The following is an 18,679-nucleotide window of genomic DNA, read 5'->3' on the forward strand; positions in this document are numbered from 1 at the left end:
ACGGCCCGCGGCCTCAGCCGATCACCTGGGCCATCACCGCCACGTAGTGGCACAGGCTGCCGGCGATGCAGAACAGGTGCCAGATCGCGTGCGAGTAGCGCACCGATTCACGATGGTAGAAGTAGGTGCCGAGGGTGTAGAACAGGCCGCCCGCGAGCAGCCAGCCGAGCGTCCAGCCGTCCAGCGCCTCCATCACCGGCTTGATCGCCACGATCACCAGCCAGCCCATGGCGATGTAGATCAGCGTGGACAGGCGCTTGAAGCGGCCGGTATAGAACAGCTTGAACACCACCCCGGCCAGCGCCAGGGTCCAGATCGCGGCGAACAGGCCCCAGCCCCACGACCCGCGCAATCCGACCAGGGTGAACGGGGTATAGGTGCCGGCGATGAGCAGGTAGATCGCGCAGTGGTCGAAGACCTTGAGCCGGCCCCGGGCGACCGGATGCCGGACCGCGTGGTAGAGCGTCGAGGCCAGGTAGAGCATCAGCAGGCTGATGCCGAACACGATCGCCGCCGTCAGCTGCCAGGCGTCGCCATGGATGGCCGCCAGCGTCACAAGCACCGCGCCGCCGGCCAGCGCCGCGGCCGCGCCGACCCCGTGGGTCAGCGCACTGGCGAGTTCGTCGCGCAGGTCGAGCGCGCGGTGCGCGCGCACGCGCGCGCGCAGCGTGCCGAATCGGGAGAGGGGGCGGCTCACGACGATACGTTACCGCATCGCCAGGCCCCGGGGACGACCGGGTTCGAGCCCCTGTCTAGTCCACCGCCACCGCGTGCGCGTGCTCGCGGGTCGCCATGAAACGGACCTTCGGCGCGCGTTCCTCCGCCAGTTGCAGGTTGATCCGGGTGGGGGCGAGATAGACCAGCTGGCCGGCGGCGTCGAGCGCGAGGTTCATCGCGTGCTTGTCGCGGAACTCCTCCAGCGTCTTCGCGTCCTCGCACTTCACCCAGCGCGCGGTCGCGACCTGGACCGGTTCGAACGCGGCGTCCACCCCGTATTCGTCCTTGAGCCGGTAGGCCACGACGTCGAACTGCAGTACGCCGACTGCGCCCAGGATCAGGTCGTTGCTCATCAGCGGGCGGAAGAACTGGGTCGCGCCTTCCTCGGACAGCTGCGCCAGTCCCTTCTGCAACTGCTTGAGCTTGAGCGGATCGCGCAGCCGCGCGCGGCGGAACAGTTCCGGTGCGAAGTTGGGGATGCCGGTGAAGGCCAGCGACTCGCCCTCGGTGAAGGTGTCGCCGATCGAGATCGTGCCGTGGTTGTGGATGCCGATCACGTCACCGGGCCAGGCCTCAGCCGCGATCTCGCGGTCGCTGGCCATGAAGGTCAGGGCATTGGCCAGCTTCATGTCCTTGCCGGTGCGCGGGTGGAACACCTTCATCCCGGCGCTGAACCGGCCCGAGCACACGCGCATGAACGCGACCCGGTCGCGGTGCTGCGGATCCATGTTGGCCTGGATCTTGAACACGAAGCCGGTGAGCCTGTCTTCGTCCGGACGTACGTCGCGCGTGGTGGTCTCGCGCGGCTTCGGCGGCGGTGCATGCGCGACGAAGAAATCCAGCAGCGGCTGGACGCCGAAATTGTTCACGCCCGAGCCGAAGAACACCGGCGTCTGCCGCCCCTCCAGGTAGGCCTGCTTGTCGAAGGCATGGCTGGCGCCCTGCACCAGTTCGAGTTCGTCGCGCAGCTGGGCCAGCATGTCGGCGCCGATCTTCGCTTCCAGCCCGGGCGCGTCGAGCGAGGGAAAGATGGTCGAATCCTGCCGGGTGAAGTTTCGCCCCGGTTCGTACAGGTGCACCTCGCCGGTGACCAGGTGGACCACGCCCTTGAGCCGCTGGCCCATCCCGATCGGCCAGGTGACCGGCGCGCACTGGATGCCGAGCACCGATTCGACCTCGTCGAGCAGGTCGATCGGATCCTTGCCCTCGCGGTCGAGCTTGTTGATGAAGGTCATGATCGGCGTGGCGCGCATGCGGCACACCTCCATCAGCTTGATCGTGCGCTCCTCCACGCCCTTGGCCACGTCGATGACCATGAGCGCACTGTCGACCGCGGTGAGCACGCGGTAGGTGTCCTCGCCGAAGTCGGCGTGGCCGGGCGTGTCCAGCAGATTGACGATGCGGCCCTCGTAGGGGAACTGCATCACCGAGCTGGTGACGGAGATGCCGCGCTCCTTCTCCAGCGCCATCCAGTCGGAGGTCGCGTGGCGCGCCGCCTTGCGACCCTTGACGCTGCCGGCCATCTGGATCGCGCCGCCGAACAGCAGCAGCTTCTCGGTCAGGGTGGTCTTGCCGGCGTCGGGGTGCGAGATGATCGCGAAGGTACGGCGCCGGGCGGCTTCGGTCGGAACGTCGGACATGGCGAGGCGCGCACGGACGTGCGCGACGGTCGGTTCGGGGAGGGCGGGAATTATAGGCGAGGCGGCGCGGCAACGACCGGCGCCGTCAGCCGCCGCCGTCCTGCATCGTGCCGAACCGCAGGATGCCCTGCGGACCGAACATCCGGAACGGCACCGACGCCAGCCGCATGCCGCGATTGGCCTGGACCACGAAATGCAGATGCGGCGCGGTGCTGCGGCCGGTGTTGCCGGACAGGCCGATCACCTGGCCGCGGCGCACGTGCTGGCCCAGGCGCACCAGCACGCCGCCGGTCTGGAGGTGGGCGTAGAGCGCCATGGTGCCGTCGTCGTGCAGGATGCGGATGAAGTTGGCGCGCGCGACCAGTTCGTCCTCGTCCTCGCCGGGTGAAGCTTCGGCGAAACCGGCCTCGGACTGCATCACCACGCCGTCGCGCGCGGCCAGGACGGCGGTCCCGGAAGGTGCGGCGAAGTCCACCGCATGGCGGTTCTCCCCGTCGGCATGGCTGAAGCTGCCGTTCCAGGCCTGCTGGATGCGCACGCTGGCGGTCTGCAGCGGCCAGCCGTATTCGACGTCGCGCGGGCGGGCGTTCGGCGTGCCGGGGACGGCGATCACGCGCAGGCGCGGATTGCCGGCGCCGACCCGTGCCAGCAGGCCTGCCGACAGCGCCGGCACGGTGCCGCGTGCCGGCAGGGGCGGATCGCTGGAGACGTCGTCGCCCTCAGCGTGCAGCATCACCTCGATCGGTCCGGCGAGCAGGTTGTCGACCCATGCCAGCACGCCATGGGCGTCGGCCTCCACGCGCAGCCGCGCGACCACGGTCGGTCCTGCGGGCAGCGCGATCCGCGAGACGTCGCCCGTCGCAGTTCCGTCGACCCGGTCGGCGTAGTGCGCGCGGCCCTGCGGGTCGGTCCAGCGGTAGACCTGCGAGGCCTGCGCGGTCGTGGCCGCCAGCAACGCCAGGGCGGGCAGCAGCGGCCAGCGTGCGTGCTTCACCGTGCGCAGGCCGGGTCGAGTCCCAGTGCCTGCACGATGTCGCCGAGGTCGAACGCGGCGACCGAACGGTCGTGGTGGACCGCGAACAGGGCGCCGGCGGGAAAGCGTGGCGTAGGGCTGGCATGCAGGGCGACGCCATCGGTCCATGCCGTGACCTGACCCGAAAACGTGCCGCGCGGCGCCAGCGTGGCGCGGTCGAAGACCCGGAACACGGTCAGGGGCAGCAACTGGTCGGCCGCGATCCAGTAGCCGGTGTCCGGCGTGCACGCCCACAGCGCCAGGCCTTCCGGCTCGCCCTGGAACACGCCCGGTGCGATGCCGCCGGTGGTGGCGCGGCCGGCGAGCGTGTATTCGCGCAATGCCCGCCGTTCGCGATGTTCGTCGGCGACCAGCAGCCGGTCGTGGACGGGATCCCCGACCAGCGATTCGACCACGTGCAGCGCCAGCGCCGGACGGGTGTCGCCGAACGCGATGCCCGCGTCGACGTGGGGACGTCCCGCGACGTCGACGCGCACCTGGAAGCGGCGCAGGCGCCGGTCGAGCGTCTGCAGCGGCGGCACCACGTCGAAGCGGTCGCCGTCCATGAAGCTGTCGGTGACGTAGAGCTCCAGGGTGCCCGGGGCCGGCTCGTGTGCCCACAGGCCGTAGGGGCTGCGCAGCACGTCCTGGCCGAACGTTCCCAGCGGATCGAATCCCGGCAACGCGAGCATCTGCACCCGGCGGTTGTCGCGCTCGGACACGAACAGCAGATCGCCGTGCACGAACACGCCATTGGGACGCAGGAATTCGCCGTCCCCGGGGCCGCGACGCCCCACGCTGCGCAGCTGCTCGCCGCTGTCGGCGTCGAACACCACCAGCTCGTGGGTGTTCTTGGCGGTGGCGATCAGCCAGATCGCCCCGTCCTCGGTCGGCCAGGTGGCGAGCGAATCGAGCTCGTCCTCGGGATTCTCGGGCGTGACGTAGCGCTCGGGAACGGTGACGGTCCCGGCCGATACCGCGACCGGACGGGCGGCGGTGGAGGCGGGCGATTCGACGCGCGGGGTCGCGCAGGCGGCCAGCCACAGGGCGGCCAGGAGGGGGAGGGCAAGGCGCATGCCGGCCATTATCCCCGGATCACGTACCGGAACATCGCCTCCAGACTTGTATCGCTTCATCGGCATGAAGCGATTGACAAACCGCGATCGCCCGGGCAAGCTGGCTGCCATCCATCGAGACCGGCTGAGGGACAGGCCCGAAGACGCCGGGGCAACCTGATGGGACCGACCGCAAGGCCGGACCCGTCGCGGTGCCAAGTCCTGCGGGGACCTGAGCGTCCACCGGAAGATGGTTGCGCGACGCCGCGAAGGGTGGACGTGCATCTGGCCGGCGACCCCGGCACCTTCCGATCCCCGCAAGCGCTCGATGGCCGTCCCCGCCCCGGATCGCGCCATGAGCTTCGTCGACTTGCCCGCCCGCAGCCTGCCGCCGCACGACGCCGTCGTCGTGGCGTCGCCGCATGTCGCGCCGACCGCCACGGTCGAGGCCCGACGCGGCACATTCGACGCCACGCTGACGCTGCGCCACGGCGGCCTGCAGACGGTGCGGATCGCCTGGGAACTCGCGGGGCCGGCGGGCGCGCCGGTGGCGCTGGTCGCCGGCGGCATCTCCGCACACCGGCACGTGGCCGCGAACGCGCAATTCCCCGAGGCCGGCTGGGCCGGCGACCTGGTGGGCGGCGGACGCACCCTGGACCCGGCGCACACCCGCGTGCTCGGTTTCGACTATGTCGGCGCTGACGGGCGGGTCGACGTGCCGATCGATACCGCCGACCAGGCCGATGCGGTGGCCGTGCTGCTCGACCTTCTCGGCATCGCGCGGCTGCAGGCCTTCGTCGGCTATTCCTACGGTGCGCTGGTCGGGCTGCAGTTCGCGGTCCGGCATCCGGCGCGGGTGGCGCAGCTGGTCGCGGTCAGCGGCGCGCATCGCGCCCATCCCTACGCCGCCGCCTGGCGCGCGCTGCAGCGCAAGGCGGTGGCGCTCGGCCAGCTGCAGTGCGCCGACGTGCAGGGACTGTCGCTGGCGCGCCAGTTCGCCATGCTCAGTTACCGCACGCCGGAAGAGTTCGAGGAGCGCTTCGATGCGCCCCCCGAGGTCAGCAACGGCCGCGTGCGCGTGGCCGCCGAGGACTATCTCGACGCCGCCGGCGCGCGTTTCGTGGCGCGCACGCCGGTCAACGCCTGGCTGCGGCTGTCCGAGTCGATCGACCTGCACCGCATCGATCCCGCGCAGGTGCAGGTGCCCACCCTGGTGGTGGCGGTCGAAGGCGACCGCCTGGTGCCGCTGTCCGATTCGGTGGCCCTGGTCGAGGGCCTGGGACCCCACGGCCAGCTGCGGGTCCTGCGCTCCCCCTATGGCCACGACGCCTTCCTGAAAGAAACCGACCGCATCGACGGCATCCTCGCCGGCGCACTGCGCCAACCCGGAGACCCCGCATGACCGCCACGCCCCCCAATGCCGCCGCCGTCGCCGGCACCGATTGTCGCCAGCCCGCCACCCGCGCGGTGCGCGCCGGCATCGATCGCGACGCGGCGTACGGCGCGGTCACGCCGCCGATCGTGCTGTCGAGCAACTTCAGCTTCGACGGCTTCGGCAACAAGCGCGCCTACGACTACACCCGCAGCGGCAACCCGACGCGCGACCTGCTGGGCGAGGCGCTGGCCGAACTCGAGGGCGGCGCCGGCGGCGTGGTCACCGCGACCGGCATGGGCGCGATCACCCTGGTGCTCAACGCGCTGCTGGAGACCGGCGACACCCTGGTGGTGCCGCACGACGCCTACGGCGGCAGCTGGCGCCTGTTCAACGCGCTCGCCGCCAAGGGCCATTTCAACCTGGTCACCGCCGACCTGACCGATCCGCGCTCGCTGGCCGACGCGCTGGCGCAGTCGCCGAAGCTGGTGCTGATCGAAACCCCGTCCAATCCGCTGCTGCGCGTGACCGACCTGCGCTTCGTGATCGAGGCCGCGCACCGCGCCGGCGCGCTCACCGTGGTCGACAACACCTTCCTGTCTCCGGCGCTGCAGACCCCGATCGCGTTCGGCGCCGACGTGGTTGTGCATTCGACCACCAAGTACATCAACGGCCACAGCGACGTGGTCGGCGGCGCGGTGGTCGCAGCCACGACCGACCTGCACGAACGCCTGGCGTGGTGGGCGAACGCGCTTGGGATCACCGGCGCGCCGTTCGACGCGTTCCTGACCCTGCGCGGACTGCGCACGCTGGACGCGCGCCTGCGCGTGCACCAGGAGAACGCGCAGGCGATCGCGCAGCAGCTCGAGGCGCATGCGGCGGTGGCGAAGGTGCACTATCCGGGGCTGGCCTCGCATCCGGGGCATGCGCTGGCGGCGCGCCAGCAGACCGGCTTCGGCGCGATGCTGTCGCTCGAGCTCGACGGGGGCGTCGAGGCCGTGCGCGCGTTCGTCGAGGGCCTGCAGTACTTCACCCTGGCCGAGTCGCTGGGCGGGGTCGAGAGCCTGGTGGCGCACCCGGCGTCGATGACCCACGCGGCGATGACGCCGCAGGCGCGCGCGGCGGCCGGCATTCCCGATGGGCTGTTGCGGCTGTCGGTCGGGATCGAGGCCCAGGCCGACCTGCAGGCCGACCTGGCCGCGGCGCTCGAGCGCGCGCAACGCGTGATCGAAGCCCGCGGCACCGACCTGAAGCGGGTGGACGCATGAGCTCGGTCACCCGGATCCGCAGCGCCACCGGCGGCGCGCGCGGCGGGCGCATCGCGCTGCTGGGCACCGGGGTGGTCGGCAGCGCGGTGGTCGCGCGCTACCGGCAACTGGTCGAACGCGGCGTGCCGCTGCCGCCGTTCGCCTGGCTGAGCAACTCGCGCGCGCAGGTGGCCAACGAGGGATCGCTGGAGGATGCGATCGCGCGCGCGCATGCGGCGCCGCGCCAGCACGGCGGCGTGCCGCCGTGGGCCGAGGGCGAGGCGCTCGCGCGAGGCGACATCGTCATCGACGCCACCGCCAGCGACACCGTGGCCGGCTGGCATGCCGAATGGCTGCTGCGCGGGATCCACGTGGTCACCGCCAACAAGCTCGGCAATGGCGGCGACCTGGCCCGCGCGCAGGCGATCGTCGACGCGCAGCGCGAAGGCGCGCGCTACGGCGATTCGGCCACGGTGGGTGCAGGACTGCCGGCGCTGCGCCTGATCCGCGAGCTGGTGGCCGGCGGCGACCGCATCCACGCCGTGGAGGGCGTGCTGTCGGGTTCGCTGGCGTGGCTGCTGTCGCGCTTCGACGACACCCGCCCGTTCTCCGACCTGGTGCGCGAGGCGCGCGATGCCGGCTACGCCGAACCCGATCCGCGCCAGGACCTGTCCGGCGAGGACGTGCGGCGCAAGCTGCTGATCCTGGCGCGCGCGGCCGGCCTGCCGCTGGAGGCGCGCGACATCCGCGTGTCCTCGCTGGTGCCCGACGCGCTGCGCGACGCCGCGCCCGACGCGGTCGATGCCCAGCTCAACACCCTCGACAAGCCGCTGCGCGAACGCTTCGTCACCGCCTACCGCAGCGATGCGCGGCTGTGCTTCGTCGGCCGCTTCGATGCCGAGCGCGGCGCCAGCGTGGGCCTGCGCGCGCTGCCGCTGTCGCACCCGCTGGCCAGCGGCCACGGCACCGAAAACCGCGCCGCGATCTTCAGCGACCGCTACCCCGACCGCCCGCTGGTGATCCAGGGCCCCGGCGCCGGCGCCGGAGTCACCGCCGCGGCGCTGCTCGACGACGTGCTGCGGATCGCGCGCCAGGCAGGCTGACACTGTCTGGCGTCGCGCGATCGCACTGGCCGCGCAGGATGGCGCAGGTCAACGCAGCGCCTCGAGCAGCGCGGCGTTGAAGCGTTCCGGCGCTTCGACCTGCGGCGAGTGGCCGAGGTCGTCGAAGGCGACCAGTTCCGCGTCGGGGATGGTCGCGGCCGCCCGCTGGCCCAGCGCGGGGTAGTCGCCCAGGCGCGCGGCGACCGCCTTCGGCGCGAGGTCCTTGCCGATCGCGGTGCGGTCGCGCTGGCCGATGAACAAGGTGGTCGGCACGCGGATGTCGCCGAACTCGTGCACCACCGGCTGGTTGAACACCATGTCCGATGTCAGCGCCTGGCTCCACGCCACCGCCTCGCGCCCGGGGCCGGCGTACATGCCGGCGAGCATGTCCACCCAGCGCTCGTAGGCGGGCGTCCAGTCGCCGCCGTAATACACCTGCCGCTGGTAGTCGCGGATGCTGTCTGCGCTGGTCTGCAGTTCGCGCGCATACCAGGCGTCGATGCTGCGCCACGGCACGCCTTCGGCCTTCCAGTCCTCCAGGCCGATCGGGTTCACCAGCACCAGGCGCTGGGTCCGGGCAGGGTATTGCAGCGCGAAGCGCGCCGCCAGCATGCCGCCCATCGAATGCCCCACGATCGTCGCGCGTTCGATGCCGAGCGAGGCGAGCAGGGCGTGCGTGTTGGCCGCCAGCTGAGCGAACGAATACTGGTAGCGCACCGGCTTGTCCGACTTGCAGAAGCCGACTTGGTCCGGCGCGATGACGCGGTAGCCGGCGGCCGAGAGCGCGGCGATCGCCGATTCCCAGGTGGCCGCGCAGAAATTCTTGCCGTGCAGCAGCACCACGGTGCGGCCGTTGGCCGGCATGGCCGGCGAGATGTCGAGGTATGCCATTTCCAGCGGCTGGCGCTGGGAGTCGAACGCGAACATCGACACCGGATGCGGATAGTCGAACCCTTCCAGTCGCGGCCCGAAGCGGGACTCCGCCTGCGCTGGCGGCGGCAGCCAGGCACATACGGCAAGGGCGAGGGCGAACGGCGCGAGGCGGATGCGGGTCATGGACGGAGTGGCGTGCGGGTCTGGCCCCAGACTACGCGGGGCGGCGTGTCGATCGCGACAATCCGTCGCCGACGCCCCGCCCCGATGCTCCCCGGCGCGGCCGCGCGCGCGGCGACGCGCGCCGGCGCCTCAGCACTCGATGACGTTGACCGCGAGCCCGCCGCGCGAGGTTTCCTTGTACTTGTCCTGCATGTCGCGGCCGGTGTCGCGCATGGTCCTGATCACCTTGTCCAGGCTGACCTTGTGCTTGCCGTCGCCGCGCAGCGCCATGCGGCTGGCGTTGATCGCCTTCACCGCGCCCATGGCGTTGCGCTCGATGCAGGGAATCTGCACCAGGCCGCCGATCGGGTCGCAGGTCAGGCCGAGGTTGTGCTCCATGCCGATCTCGGCGGCATTCTCGACCTGGCCGGGGGTGCCGCCGAGCGCGGCGGTCAGGCCGGCCGCGGCCATCGAACACGCCACGCCCACCTCGCCCTGGCAGCCGACCTCGGCGCCGGAGATGCTGGCGTTTTCCTTGTAGAGGATGCCGACCGCGGCCGCGGTAAGCAGGAAGTCGAACACGCCACGCTCGTTCGACGCCGGGCAGAAGCGGTCGTAGTAATGCAGCACCGCCGGCAGGATGCCGGCCGCGCCGTTGGTCGGCGCGGTGACCACGCGCCCGCCCGCGGCATTCTCCTCGTTCACCGCCAGCGCATACAGGTTCACCCAGTCGAGCACGGTGAGCGGGTCGCGCATCGCCGCCTCCGGGCGATGCGACAGTTCCTTGTGCAGCGACGGCGCGCGGCGCGAGACGTGCAGCCCGCCGGGCAGGGTGCCTTCCTGGCGGATGCCGCGCGCCACGCAGGCCTGCATCGCGGTCCAGATCTCGCGCAGCCCGTCGAAGATGTCCTGCTCGCTGCGCCAGCTCTGCTCGTTCTCCAGCATCAGCTGGGCGATGGAGATCCCGGCCTCGCGCGCGCGCTGCAGCAGTTCGTCGCCGCTGGAGAACGGATGCGGCACCGGCGTGGTGTCGGCGACGATGCGGTCCTCGGCGGCCTCGTCGGCGTTGACCACGAACCCGCCGCCGACCGAGTAGTAGTCGCGCGTGGCGATCTCGTTGCCATCGGCGTCGTAGGCGGTGAAGCGCATGCCGTTGGTGTGGTGCGGCAGCTTCTGGCGCTTGTTCAGTACCAGGTCGCGCTTCTCGTCGAAGGCGATCTCGTGGCGTCCCTGCAGGCGGATGCGGCGGTCGCGGCGGATGCGCTCCAGGGCCGCAGGGATGATGTCCGGGTCGATGGCGTTCGGGTAGTGGCCCTCCAGGCCCATCAGCAGCGCCTTGTCGGTGCCGTGGCCGCGCCCGGTAAGGGCGAGCGATCCGAACACCTCCGCGCGCATGCGCGCCACGTCGGGCAGCCGTCCGGGCGCGTCCAGCCAGCGCTCGACGAAGCGTGCCGCCGCGCGCATCGGCCCGACGGTGTGGGACGAACTGGGCCCGATCCCGATCTTGTAGAGGTCGAACGTGCTGACGGCCATGCGGAGCGCCCGGGCGCTGGGGTTGAGGTGCGAAGTTCCGCCATTGTATTGGTTGCGCCAGAAACCGACGTGACGCGCGGCGCGGGGCGGCGGCGGTATACCGTGTGCCAGATTCCAGTCCTCAGCCCTGACCACCGATGGCCCGCTACATCCTCTACCAGCGCGACGACTGCCACCTGTGCGACCAGGCCATCGACCTGCTCGCGCGGGCGCGCCTGCCCGAGCCGGAGAGCGTATTCATCGACGACGATCCGGCGCTCGAGGCGCGCTACGGCGCGCGGGTGCCGGTCCTGCGGCTGGTCGACAGCGGGGCCGAACTCGACTGGCCCTTCGATCCGGCGGCACTGCGGGCGCAGCTGCGATGAGGCGCTGGTGCCTCGCCCTTGGAATGATGCTCGCGGGAGGCGCGATGGCGGCGGACGTGAACCTGGCCAAGCCCGGCCCTGACGATCCGCCCCGGTGGCGGGGACTCACCGTGGGCGAGGTGCTCGACGCGGCCCTGGTCGAGCGCGTGATCCTGCTGCGTGCGGTCACCAGCGCGCCGCCGGACCTGGACCTGGCGAACGTGCGCCGCACGATCGCCGAGCACGCGCACGTGCCGCTGCAGCCGCGCGACGAGGTCTTCGCGCCATGGCGCGTGCGCCAGGGCACCTGGCATGCGGTCCTGCTGCTGCGGTCGGGACGCCTGATGGAACTGGAGATCGACGTCGACGGCGGCGAGCGTCGCGCCTGCCTGCTGGCCGACGACGGCGCGCGCGGCTGCTTCGACCTGATCCGCCGCGAGCCGCCGGGGCCCGCTGGCTCGCCGCCCACGGAGCCGTCGCTGAGCGGCGGGGCGGACCCGCGGCGATGAGCGCACGAAACGGTTGACGGTGTGCGTGCGTCGGCCGCCGGGACCACCCGTGCCCCGGCGCGATCGAAGCAGGTTCGTATGACGCGGAACAGCGCCGTTCCACCCGTGGCGGCCCGAGGCGCCCGCTGAGCGTCGCGAGACCGCCGCTGCGCCCTGCCGTCAGGGCGCGGGCTGCAGGAACACGCGGGTGCTGATCGCCACTTCGTCGGGGATGGTCGCGGTGTCGGCCCAGTCGCCGCCGCCGACGCCGAACGCCAGGCGCTGGACCGTCGCCCGGCCAGCCAGCGTCGCCGGTGCGCCCGGGGTCCAGGTGAAGGTCAGCGTGACCGGCTTGCTCACGCCACGCAGGGTGAGGGTGCCGTCGGCGGCGTACCGGTCGCCGCCCAGCGCGCGGAAACGCTCCGCCACGTAGCGCGCCTGGGCGAACTGCGCCACATCGAAGAAATCGCCGCCGGACAGGGTCGAATCGCGGTCGGCGTTGCCGGTCGCGGTGCCGGCCAGCTGGATGGTCACGTCGAGGCGGGCCGCACCGAGGTCGGCTGGATCGAAGCTGAGCCGGGTGGCGAAATCGCCGAAGCGGCCGGTGAACACCTCGCCGTCGTACTTGGTCGCGAACACCAGCGAGGAGCCCGGCGCCTGCACGTAGTCGGTGGCGGTGGCGGAAGCGGGGGCGCCCATCATCGCCACCAGCATGGCGGCGACGGCGGCGGGGGAGGTGAGCTTAGGCGACATGGTCGGGATCCTGGCGGGGAAGGGGACGCGCGCGGCGCGCGGGCAGCATGCGCACGAGGGTCTCGTCGCGGCGGAACAGGTGGTGGTAGAACGCCGCGCCGGCATGCACGGCCACGAGTAGGACCAGCACCCAGAACAGGAGTTCGTGCGCATCGCGCGCGCGCTCGGCCAGCCATTCATCGGGGCCGGTGAGCTTGGGCATGTCGAACAGGCCGAAGAACCGGAACGGGCGCAGCCCGCTGGACGAGTCGTACAGCCAGCCCGACAGCGGCATGGCCAGCGCCAGCGCGTACAGCGCCCAGTGGGTGCCCGAGGCGATCGCCGCCTGCCAGCGCGGCGTGCCCGCGACCGGCGCCGGCGCACCGGCGTAGAGACGCCATCCCAGCCGCAGCAACATCAGCGCCAGCACCGTGATGCCCATCGACTTGTGCGCGGTGTAGACCCAGAAGTACTTCGGCGTGCGCGGCAGGTCGCCCATGGTCAGGCCGACGATGGCCAGCCCCAGGATCAGCAGCACGATCAGCCAGTGGAAGGACTGGCTGACGGCGCCCCAGCGCTCAGGGGTGTTCCTCGGGTTCATGGCACGGGTTCCGGGTCGGGCGGGGTCGGGGGGACGGGGGGCGGTGCGGGATCCTGCGCAGCCTCGCGCGCGGCCGCGTCGGCGGCATCGAACAGGTCGTCTGACGCGGGCTCGACTTCGGGTTCCGGCGCGTCCGCACCGGTGTCGGCGACCCCGGCCGCCGCGTCGGGCGCGACGTTGCGCGTGCGCGTCGCCTCGGCCTCGATCCGCAGCTCGACCGCGTCGCCGATCATCGACGGCCAGGCGTCGATTCCGAATCCGGCGCGGCTCAGCGTCGCGGTCGCGGAAAATCCGACCGTCCTGCGGAATGGCGGCATGGGGTGCCGCCTGGCCGCATTCAGCCGCACCTCCATCGCCACCTCGCGTTCGACCCCGCGCAGGCGCAGCCGGCCGTACACGCGCGCATGTTGTTCATCGATCGGCTCGATCCGGGTCGAGACGAAATGCGCCACCGGATGCGCCTGTGCGTCGAGCAGCCCGCGCGCGAGCGTGGCGCGGTTCCAGTCGGCATCGCCGAAATCCAGGCGTTCGAGCGGGATCTCGACCTCCACCCGAGCGCTGCTCCAGTCCTCCGGATCGAACCACAGCGTGCCGCGAGCGCCCGACACCGTGCCCAGCGCGCTGGAGAACCCGGCGTGGTCGACCGCGACCAGCACCCGCGTGTGGACCGGATCGATCGCATAGGTGTCGACCCCGGCGCGCACCGGCGCAGCCAGCGCGAGCAGCAGCCAGGGCAGCATGGGCAGCAGTGGGCGCAGGCGGGACATCGGCGTGGCCGTGGCGGACGGATCCATCAACGCCGCATTCTAGGCGCTTGGTGCGGATGGGCCGGGGTTGCGCCGGCAACGTTGCGTTGCGAGGATGCCCGGGCACGTGCCGGGGGACGCCAGGGACAGGGGCACGACGGAACCGGGGAGGCCGGGTGCGGGCGATCGTCTGGACAGCATGCGCGTGGTGCCTGCTCGCGGCGATGGCCGTGTACGCCCAGGCTCCCGCCGCGCCCGCGGATGCGGCGTCGACGCTCGCCGCGCCGCAGCTGCCGATGCCGCGCCAGCTCAGCGTCTACGACGGCCTGCCGTCCAATCGCATCAACGCGCTGGCCGAGGATCGCCAGGGCTACCTGTGGATCGCGACCCGCGACGGCCTGGCACGCTACGACGGCGTGGGGTTCCGCGTCTGGCGGGTCGGCGACGGGCTGCGCGACAACCACATCTGGACGGTGTTCGTGGACGCCCAGGACCGGGTCTGGGTGGGCACCCAGAACGCCGGCCTGTCGATGCTCGACGCGCAGCGGCGCGGGTTCACCCACTTCGACCGCACCTCGCATCCCCGGATCGCGAGCAACGACGTCTGGTCGCTGGCGCAGACGGGCGACGGCGCGATCTGGTTCGGCACCTCCGATGGCGGCCTGCACCGGCTGGACGCTGCCGGCACCGTCACCCGCTTCGCTCCGGACGCCGCCGATCCGCGCAGCCTGCCGTCGCCGGCGGTGACCTGGCTGCGGGTGGATGACGACGACCGCCTGTGGGTGGGCACCTACCAGGGCGTGGCGCGCTGGAGCGGCGATGGTTTCGACCGGATGCTGCAGGAGGTGCGTCCCAGTCCCGCGGTCAACGGGCTGGTGTTCGACGATGCCGGCGACCTGTGGATCGCGACCTCCAGTGCGGCCTACGTCCATCGCGCCGCGAGCGGACGGATCGACCCTGCCCCCTGGCGCGACCCGGTGCAGGGCCAGCCGGCGCTGGCGATGCTGGTCCAGGATCGCCAGGGCGCGCACTGGCTCGACACGCGCAGCGGCCTGGCGATCGAACGCGACGGCGTGGTCCAGGACGTGCCGCTGTACAGCAACACCAGCCGCGGCCTCGTGCGGCCGTCCTGGTCGGCCGCCCTGGAGGACCGCGAGGGCGGGCTGTGGTTCGCCAGCTCCGAGACCGGCCTGTGGCACCTGCCGGCCAACTGGCGCAACTTCACCGTGCTGCGGCGGGACCTGGACGATCCGGCCTCGCCCGGCAACGCCTTCGTCTACAGCGCCGCGCCCGCTGTCGACGGCGGGCTGTGGCTGGTCGGCACCGGCGGCGTGCTCGACTGGCTCGACCCGCAGACCGCCCGGGTCGAACACCGGCTGTCCGGCGTGTGCGGCGACCTGCTGCCGTACGTGGTGCGCGAGATGCGCGACCGCAGCGTGTGGATGGGCTGTCCGGCCGCGGTCACGCGGTTCGTTCCGGCCACGGGCGAGATCCGGCGCTGGCGGCACGGCGACCCGGTGGACCCGACCACGGCGTTGGCGGTGACCGAACTGGCCGAAGAGCCCGATGGCGCAGTCTGGCTCGGTTCGACCGAGCTGCTGCAGTTGCGCGAACCCGATGGTCGCGTGCGGCGCGTGGTGCGGGCCGGCGGGCCGGAAGGGTTTCCGATCAACAACGCCCTGCAGCAGATGTCGCATGGGCCCGATGGCGCGCTGTGGCTGGCCACGAGCACCGGCCTGCTGATGTGGAACGCCGGCGAGCGACGCTTCCAGCCGGTGCCCGGCGGCCCCGACTGGCAGGTGTTCGCATTCGGTTTCGCGCCCGACGACACGGTGTGGGTCGGCGGCAACGGCGTGCTCATGTCCTACCGCTGGACCGGCGTCGAACTCGTGGCCGAGCGCACGGTGGACGCGCGCCAGGGCCTGCCCGCGGTGGCGCCCGGCGCCCTGGTGCCCGACGAGCTCGGCGTGGTGTGGATGACCACGCCGCGCGGACTGGTGCGCTACGACCCCGGGCGCGACCGGTTGCGCCTGTACAGCGTGCTCGATGGCCTGCCGAGCCAGCAGTTCAGCGATTTCCAGTTCGAGCCCTCGGCGCGTGGCTACATCGGCGCGGGCACCGCCGACGGACTGCTGCTGTTCCACCCCCGCCATGTGCAGGTGGGCATGGGCGCGCGCGCGCCGACGCTGTCGATCGAGTCGGTGAGCGTGCGCCGCGGCGAGCAGCGGGTGGAACTGTCGACCACCGACGCCAACGTGCTGCGCCACGACGACCGCGACCTGCGCGTGGCCGCGCGCCTGCTCTCGTTCACCGATGCGCACGCGCACCGCTACCGCTTCCGGCTCGCGGGCTACGACCCTGACTGGGTGGAGGTGGATGCGGTGGGCGAACGCCTGTTCCCCAGCCTGCGCCACGGCCACTACGTGCTGGACGTGCAGGCCCGCACCGCCGACGAGGACTGGACGCCCTCGCTCGAACTGCGGTTCGACGTGCAGGAGCCCTGGTGGCGCACGCCCTGGGCGAAGGTGGGGTGGGTGCTGGGCGCGCTGCTGCTGCTGGCGCTGCTGGCCGCCCAGTACCGCGCGCGGCTCAGGCGCCGACACGACTGGCTGCTGGCCGAGCAGAAACGCGACCTCGCCGAACAGGCGTCGCTGGCCAAGACCCGCTTCCTCGCCACCCTGGGGCACGAGGTGCGCACGCCGATGACCGGCGTGCTGGGCATGAGCGAGCTGCTCGCCAGCACCGACCTCGATGCGCGCCAGCGTGGCCACGTCGAATCGATCCGCCGCGCCGGTGAGCACCTGCTGCGCCTGGTCAACGATGCGCTCGACCTGGCGAAGATCGAGGCCGACCGGCTGGAGCTGGACCTGCAGCCGTTCGACCTGCACGCCCTGATCCGCGAGACCGTCGCTTTCAATGCCCCGCTGGCGCAGCAGCGCGGTCTCGCGTTCCGCGGCACCATCGAGGACGGCGTGCCGCGCTGGGTGCTGGGCGACGCCGGTCGCGTGCGCCAGATCCTGCTCAACCTGCTCGGCAACGCGGTCAAGTTCACCGAGCGCGGCAGCGTGACCCTGACCGCGCAGGCACGGCGGCCGTCCGGTGTCTGCCTGACCGTGCGCGATACCGGGCCCGGCCTCAACGACGAACAGAAGCAGCGCCTGTTCCGGCGCTTCGAGCAGGCCGAGGGCGCTCGCACCACGACCCGTTACGGCGGCAGCGGCCTGGGCCTGGCGATCTCGCAGGAACTCGCGGCGGCGATGGGCGGACGCATCGACATCGACAGCACGCCGGGCAGCGGCACCAGCTTCCTGGTCGAACTGCCGCTGCAGGCCACCGACGCGCCGGCCGGCGCGGGCGCGGATGCCCCGCGCGGGGCGACACCCGCCGGCCGGCTCTCGCTGCTGCTGGTGGAGGACGACGCCACCATCGCCCAGGTCATCACCGGCCTGCTGGAAGGCCAGGGACATCGCGTCTCGCGGGTGGCGCACGGGCTGGCCGCGCTGTCGGAGATCGCGACGCAGTCCTTCGACGCCGCCCTGCTCGATCTCGACCTGCCCGGCATCGACGGCCTGACCCTGGCGCAACTGATGCGCGACAAGGGCTTCGCCGCGCCGCTGATCGCGGTCACCGCGCGCGCCGACGGCGAGGCCGAGGCCGCCACCGAGCAGGCCGGGTTTGATGCCTTCCTGCGCAAGCCCGTGACCGGCGCGATGCTGGCCGGAGTGCTGGCGTCGGTGGTGCCGTCCTCGTCCACGGGGTGACCGCGCGAAGCGTGCGGTCGACCGTACGGTCCCGTCGATCGGTGCCTTGTCGAGCTGGGTGCGTCAGCGCGCGCTGTACGCGTGCACCTCGTCGACCAGGACGGCGACATGGTCGGGATCCATGTCGGGCGACATGCCGTGGCCGAGGTTGAACACGTGGCCCTCGCGCGAACCGCCGTTGCCCTCGCGGTAGCTGTCCAGCGCACGACGCACTTCGCGGCGGATTGCGTCGGGCGCTCCGTACAGCGTGGCGGGGTCGAGGTTGCCCTGCAGCGCGACCCGGCCCTGGGTACGGCGTGCGGCCTCGCCGAGTTCGACCAGCCAGTCGACGCCGATGGCATCGGCGCCGGTGGCAGCGAGCGCCTCGAGGTAGGCGGCGGTGCCCTTGCCGAACAGGATCAGCGGCACGCGCCCGCCTTCCGTGCCCGCGGGTGTCGCCGCGGCTCCGTCGCGGCCGAGCGCGTCGGCGATCCGCTGCAGGTAGGGCAGCGAGAACTCGCGGTACATCGCCGGCGACAGTACGCCACCCCAGGTGTCGAACACCTGCAGCGCCTGGGCGCCGGCGTCGCGCTGCGCCGACAGGTAGGCCACCACCGCGTCGGCGTTGACCGACAGCAGGCGGTGCAGGGTGTCCGGATCGTTGAGCGCCATCGCCTTGATGCGCGCGAAGTCCTTGCTGCCGCCGCCTTCGACCATGTAGCAGGCCAGCGTCCACGGGCTGCCGGAGAACCCGATCAGCGGCACCTTGCCGTCCAGCTCGCGGCGGATGACGCGCACCGCATCCATCACGTAGCGCAGCTCGGTCTCCATGTCCGGCACGGCGAGCCGGACGGCATCATCTGCGCTGCGCACGGTGCGCTCGAACTTCGGACCTTCGCCCTCGACGAAGTACAGGCCCAGGCCCATGGCATCGGGGATGGTGAGGATGTCGGAGAACAGGATCGCCGCGTCCAGCTCGAACCGGCGCAGCGGCTGCAGCGTGACCTCGCAGGCGAGGTCGGGGTTCTTGGCCATGGCGAGGAAGCTGCCGGCCTGCTTGCGCGTGGCGCGGTACTCCGGCAGGTAGCGGCCGGCCTGGCGCATCAGCCAGACCGGCGTGCGGTCCACGGGTTCGCGGCGCAGGGCACGCAGGAAGCGGTCGTTCTGGAGCGGAGTGGTCATGGGGATCCGGAGCCGGCGACGGCGCCGGAAGAGCGAGGCGGGTGGTGCCGGGTGTGGCGATGCGGTGCGACCAAGGCGCGCGGGACGCGCGTTGCGGCCGCACTGGAGGCGAAGGCGAAGGCGAACGCCGGC

16 protein-coding genes and 1 riboswitch are annotated in these 18,679 nt (G+C 72.0%); of the genes, 6 read left to right on the top strand and 10 right to left on the bottom strand.

The window, feature by feature from the left end; all coding sequences use genetic code 11:
• Nucleotides 1-13: 13 nt before the first annotated feature.
• The 4 genes from trhA to QFW81_RS12195 all read right to left on the bottom strand — a co-directional run bounded on the left by trhA (nt 14) and on the right by QFW81_RS12195 (nt 4,445).
• The gene (trhA, locus tag QFW81_RS12180; protein ID WP_280579425.1) at nt 14-655 is read right to left on the bottom strand and encodes a PAQR family membrane homeostasis protein TrhA; all 642 of its coding nucleotides are present in this window, start codon (nt 653-655) and stop codon (nt 14-16) included.
• Nucleotides 656-752: 97 nt separating this feature from the next.
• On the bottom strand, nt 753-2,357 hold the full coding sequence (locus QFW81_RS12185; RefSeq protein ID WP_280579088.1) for a peptide chain release factor 3: 1,605 nt from the start codon (nt 2,355-2,357) through the stop codon (nt 753-755).
• Between the two features lie 85 nt (nt 2,358-2,442).
• Nucleotides 2,443-3,351, bottom strand: a complete 909-nt coding sequence (locus QFW81_RS12190) for a peptidoglycan DD-metalloendopeptidase family protein (RefSeq protein WP_280579089.1) — start codon at nt 3,349-3,351, stop codon at nt 2,443-2,445.
• Nucleotides 3,348-4,445, bottom strand: coding sequence for a phytase (locus tag QFW81_RS12195; RefSeq protein ID WP_280579090.1), 1,098 nt, complete (start codon nt 4,443-4,445; stop codon nt 3,348-3,350). Before QFW81_RS12195 ends, QFW81_RS12190 begins: the two co-directional genes overlap by 4 nt.
• Before the next feature lie 108 nt (nt 4,446-4,553).
• Nucleotides 4,554-4,681: riboswitch (SAM riboswitch) on the top strand.
• A 98-nt stretch (nt 4,682-4,779) separates the two neighbouring features.
• Between QFW81_RS12195 and metX the strand changes: the two genes are divergently transcribed.
• The 3 genes from metX to QFW81_RS12210 are packed head-to-tail and all read left to right on the top strand — an operon-like array spanning nt 4,780 to nt 8,146.
• Nucleotides 4,780-5,826: a homoserine O-succinyltransferase MetX gene (metX, locus tag QFW81_RS12200; protein WP_280579091.1), complete on the top strand. Its 1,047-nt coding sequence runs from the start codon at nt 4,780-4,782 to the stop codon at nt 5,824-5,826.
• Nucleotides 5,823-7,064 carry an O-succinylhomoserine (thiol)-lyase gene (locus QFW81_RS12205; protein ID WP_280579092.1) on the top strand — a complete coding sequence of 414 codons (1,242 nt, stop codon included), beginning with the start codon at nt 5,823-5,825 and terminating at the stop codon, nt 7,062-7,064. The genes metX and QFW81_RS12205 overlap by 4 nt, the downstream gene beginning before the upstream one ends.
• Nucleotides 7,061-8,146 carry a homoserine dehydrogenase gene (locus QFW81_RS12210; protein WP_280579093.1) on the top strand — a complete coding sequence of 362 codons (1,086 nt, stop codon included), beginning with the start codon at nt 7,061-7,063 and terminating at the stop codon, nt 8,144-8,146. Before QFW81_RS12205 ends, QFW81_RS12210 begins: the two co-directional genes overlap by 4 nt.
• A gap of 48 nt (nt 8,147-8,194) precedes the next feature.
• On the opposite strand, the gene QFW81_RS12215 is transcribed toward QFW81_RS12210, so the two are convergent.
• Both QFW81_RS12215 and QFW81_RS12220 read right to left on the bottom strand, forming a co-directional pair.
• Complete coding sequence (locus QFW81_RS12215; RefSeq protein ID WP_280579095.1) at nt 8,195-9,202, bottom strand: alpha/beta fold hydrolase; 1,008 nt, start codon at nt 9,200-9,202, stop codon at nt 8,195-8,197.
• Nucleotides 9,203-9,331: 129 nt separating this feature from the next.
• The gene (locus QFW81_RS12220) at nt 9,332-10,714 is read right to left on the bottom strand and encodes an L-serine ammonia-lyase (RefSeq protein ID WP_280579096.1); all 1,383 of its coding nucleotides are present in this window, start codon (nt 10,712-10,714) and stop codon (nt 9,332-9,334) included.
• 137 nt (nt 10,715-10,851) lie between these two features.
• On the opposite strand from QFW81_RS12220, the gene QFW81_RS12225 reads away from it, so the two are divergent.
• Together QFW81_RS12225 and QFW81_RS12230 are read left to right on the top strand one after the other, a co-directional pair.
• Complete coding sequence (locus QFW81_RS12225; RefSeq protein WP_280579098.1) at nt 10,852-11,079, top strand: glutaredoxin family protein; 228 nt, start codon at nt 10,852-10,854, stop codon at nt 11,077-11,079.
• 44 nt (nt 11,080-11,123) lie between these two features.
• A complete protein-coding gene (locus QFW81_RS12230; protein ID WP_280579099.1) occupies nt 11,124-11,567 on the top strand; it encodes a hypothetical protein in 444 nt (147 codons plus the stop codon).
• Between the two features lie 159 nt (nt 11,568-11,726).
• Here QFW81_RS12230 and QFW81_RS12235 read toward each other — a convergent pair whose 3' ends face one another.
• Genes QFW81_RS12235 through QFW81_RS12245 form a run of 3 tightly spaced genes read right to left on the bottom strand, consistent with a single transcriptional unit; the run spans nt 11,727 to nt 13,673 of the window.
• Nucleotides 11,727-12,299, bottom strand: coding sequence for a YceI family protein (locus QFW81_RS12235; protein WP_280579103.1), 573 nt, complete (start codon nt 12,297-12,299; stop codon nt 11,727-11,729).
• Nucleotides 12,289-12,879, bottom strand: coding sequence for a cytochrome b (locus tag QFW81_RS12240; protein WP_280579105.1), 591 nt, complete (start codon nt 12,877-12,879; stop codon nt 12,289-12,291). The genes QFW81_RS12235 and QFW81_RS12240 overlap by 11 nt, the downstream gene beginning before the upstream one ends.
• Entirely contained in the window at nt 12,876-13,673 is a 798-nt protein-coding gene (locus QFW81_RS12245; protein ID WP_425604034.1) for a YceI family protein, read from the bottom strand. The genes QFW81_RS12240 and QFW81_RS12245 overlap by 4 nt, the downstream gene beginning before the upstream one ends.
• A gap of 128 nt (nt 13,674-13,801) precedes the next feature.
• Here QFW81_RS12245 and QFW81_RS12250 point away from each other — a divergent pair, with 128 nt between their 5' ends.
• The gene (locus QFW81_RS12250; RefSeq protein WP_280579107.1) at nt 13,802-17,386 is read left to right on the top strand and encodes a sensor histidine kinase; all 3,585 of its coding nucleotides are present in this window, start codon (nt 13,802-13,804) and stop codon (nt 17,384-17,386) included.
• A 63-nt stretch (nt 17,387-17,449) separates the two neighbouring features.
• Here the strand turns inward: QFW81_RS12250 and hemE are convergent, their stop codons facing one another.
• Nucleotides 17,450-18,547 (bottom strand): uroporphyrinogen decarboxylase, encoded by a 1,098-nt coding sequence (gene hemE, locus QFW81_RS12255; RefSeq protein ID WP_280579108.1) that lies wholly within the window; start codon nt 18,545-18,547, stop codon nt 17,450-17,452.
• Nucleotides 18,548-18,679 lie beyond the last annotated feature (132 nt).

This window comes from Luteimonas kalidii (assembly GCF_029887935.1).
Taxonomy (GTDB): domain Bacteria; phylum Pseudomonadota; class Gammaproteobacteria; order Xanthomonadales; family Xanthomonadaceae; genus Luteimonas; species Luteimonas kalidii.

Excerpts from the sequence above, each read along its gene's own strand:
- QFW81_RS12185 (WP_280579088.1), bottom strand. The coding sequence starts at position 2,357 with ATGTCCGACGTTCCGACCGAAGCCGCCCGGCGCCGTACCTTCGCGATC.
- QFW81_RS12195 (WP_280579090.1), bottom strand. The coding sequence starts at position 4,445 with ATGCGCCTTGCCCTCCCCCTCCTGGCCGCCCTGTGGCTGGCCGCCTGC.
- metX (WP_280579091.1), top strand. The coding sequence starts at position 4,780 with ATGAGCTTCGTCGACTTGCCCGCCCGCAGCCTGCCGCCGCACGACGCC.
- QFW81_RS12205 (WP_280579092.1), top strand. The coding sequence starts at position 5,823 with ATGACCGCCACGCCCCCCAATGCCGCCGCCGTCGCCGGCACCGATTGT.
- QFW81_RS12210 (WP_280579093.1), top strand. The coding sequence starts at position 7,061 with ATGAGCTCGGTCACCCGGATCCGCAGCGCCACCGGCGGCGCGCGCGGC.
- QFW81_RS12215 (WP_280579095.1), bottom strand. The coding sequence starts at position 9,202 with ATGACCCGCATCCGCCTCGCGCCGTTCGCCCTCGCCCTTGCCGTATGT.
- QFW81_RS12220 (WP_280579096.1), bottom strand. The coding sequence starts at position 10,714 with ATGGCCGTCAGCACGTTCGACCTCTACAAGATCGGGATCGGGCCCAGT.
- QFW81_RS12225 (WP_280579098.1), top strand. The coding sequence starts at position 10,852 with ATGGCCCGCTACATCCTCTACCAGCGCGACGACTGCCACCTGTGCGAC.
- QFW81_RS12230 (WP_280579099.1), top strand. The coding sequence starts at position 11,124 with ATGGCGGCGGACGTGAACCTGGCCAAGCCCGGCCCTGACGATCCGCCC.
- QFW81_RS12235 (WP_280579103.1), bottom strand. The coding sequence starts at position 12,299 with ATGTCGCCTAAGCTCACCTCCCCCGCCGCCGTCGCCGCCATGCTGGTG.
- QFW81_RS12240 (WP_280579105.1), bottom strand. The coding sequence starts at position 12,879 with ATGAACCCGAGGAACACCCCTGAGCGCTGGGGCGCCGTCAGCCAGTCC.
- QFW81_RS12245 (WP_425604034.1), bottom strand. The coding sequence starts at position 13,673 with ATGGATCCGTCCGCCACGGCCACGCCGATGTCCCGCCTGCGCCCACTG.
- hemE (WP_280579108.1), bottom strand. The coding sequence starts at position 18,547 with ATGACCACTCCGCTCCAGAACGACCGCTTCCTGCGTGCCCTGCGCCGC.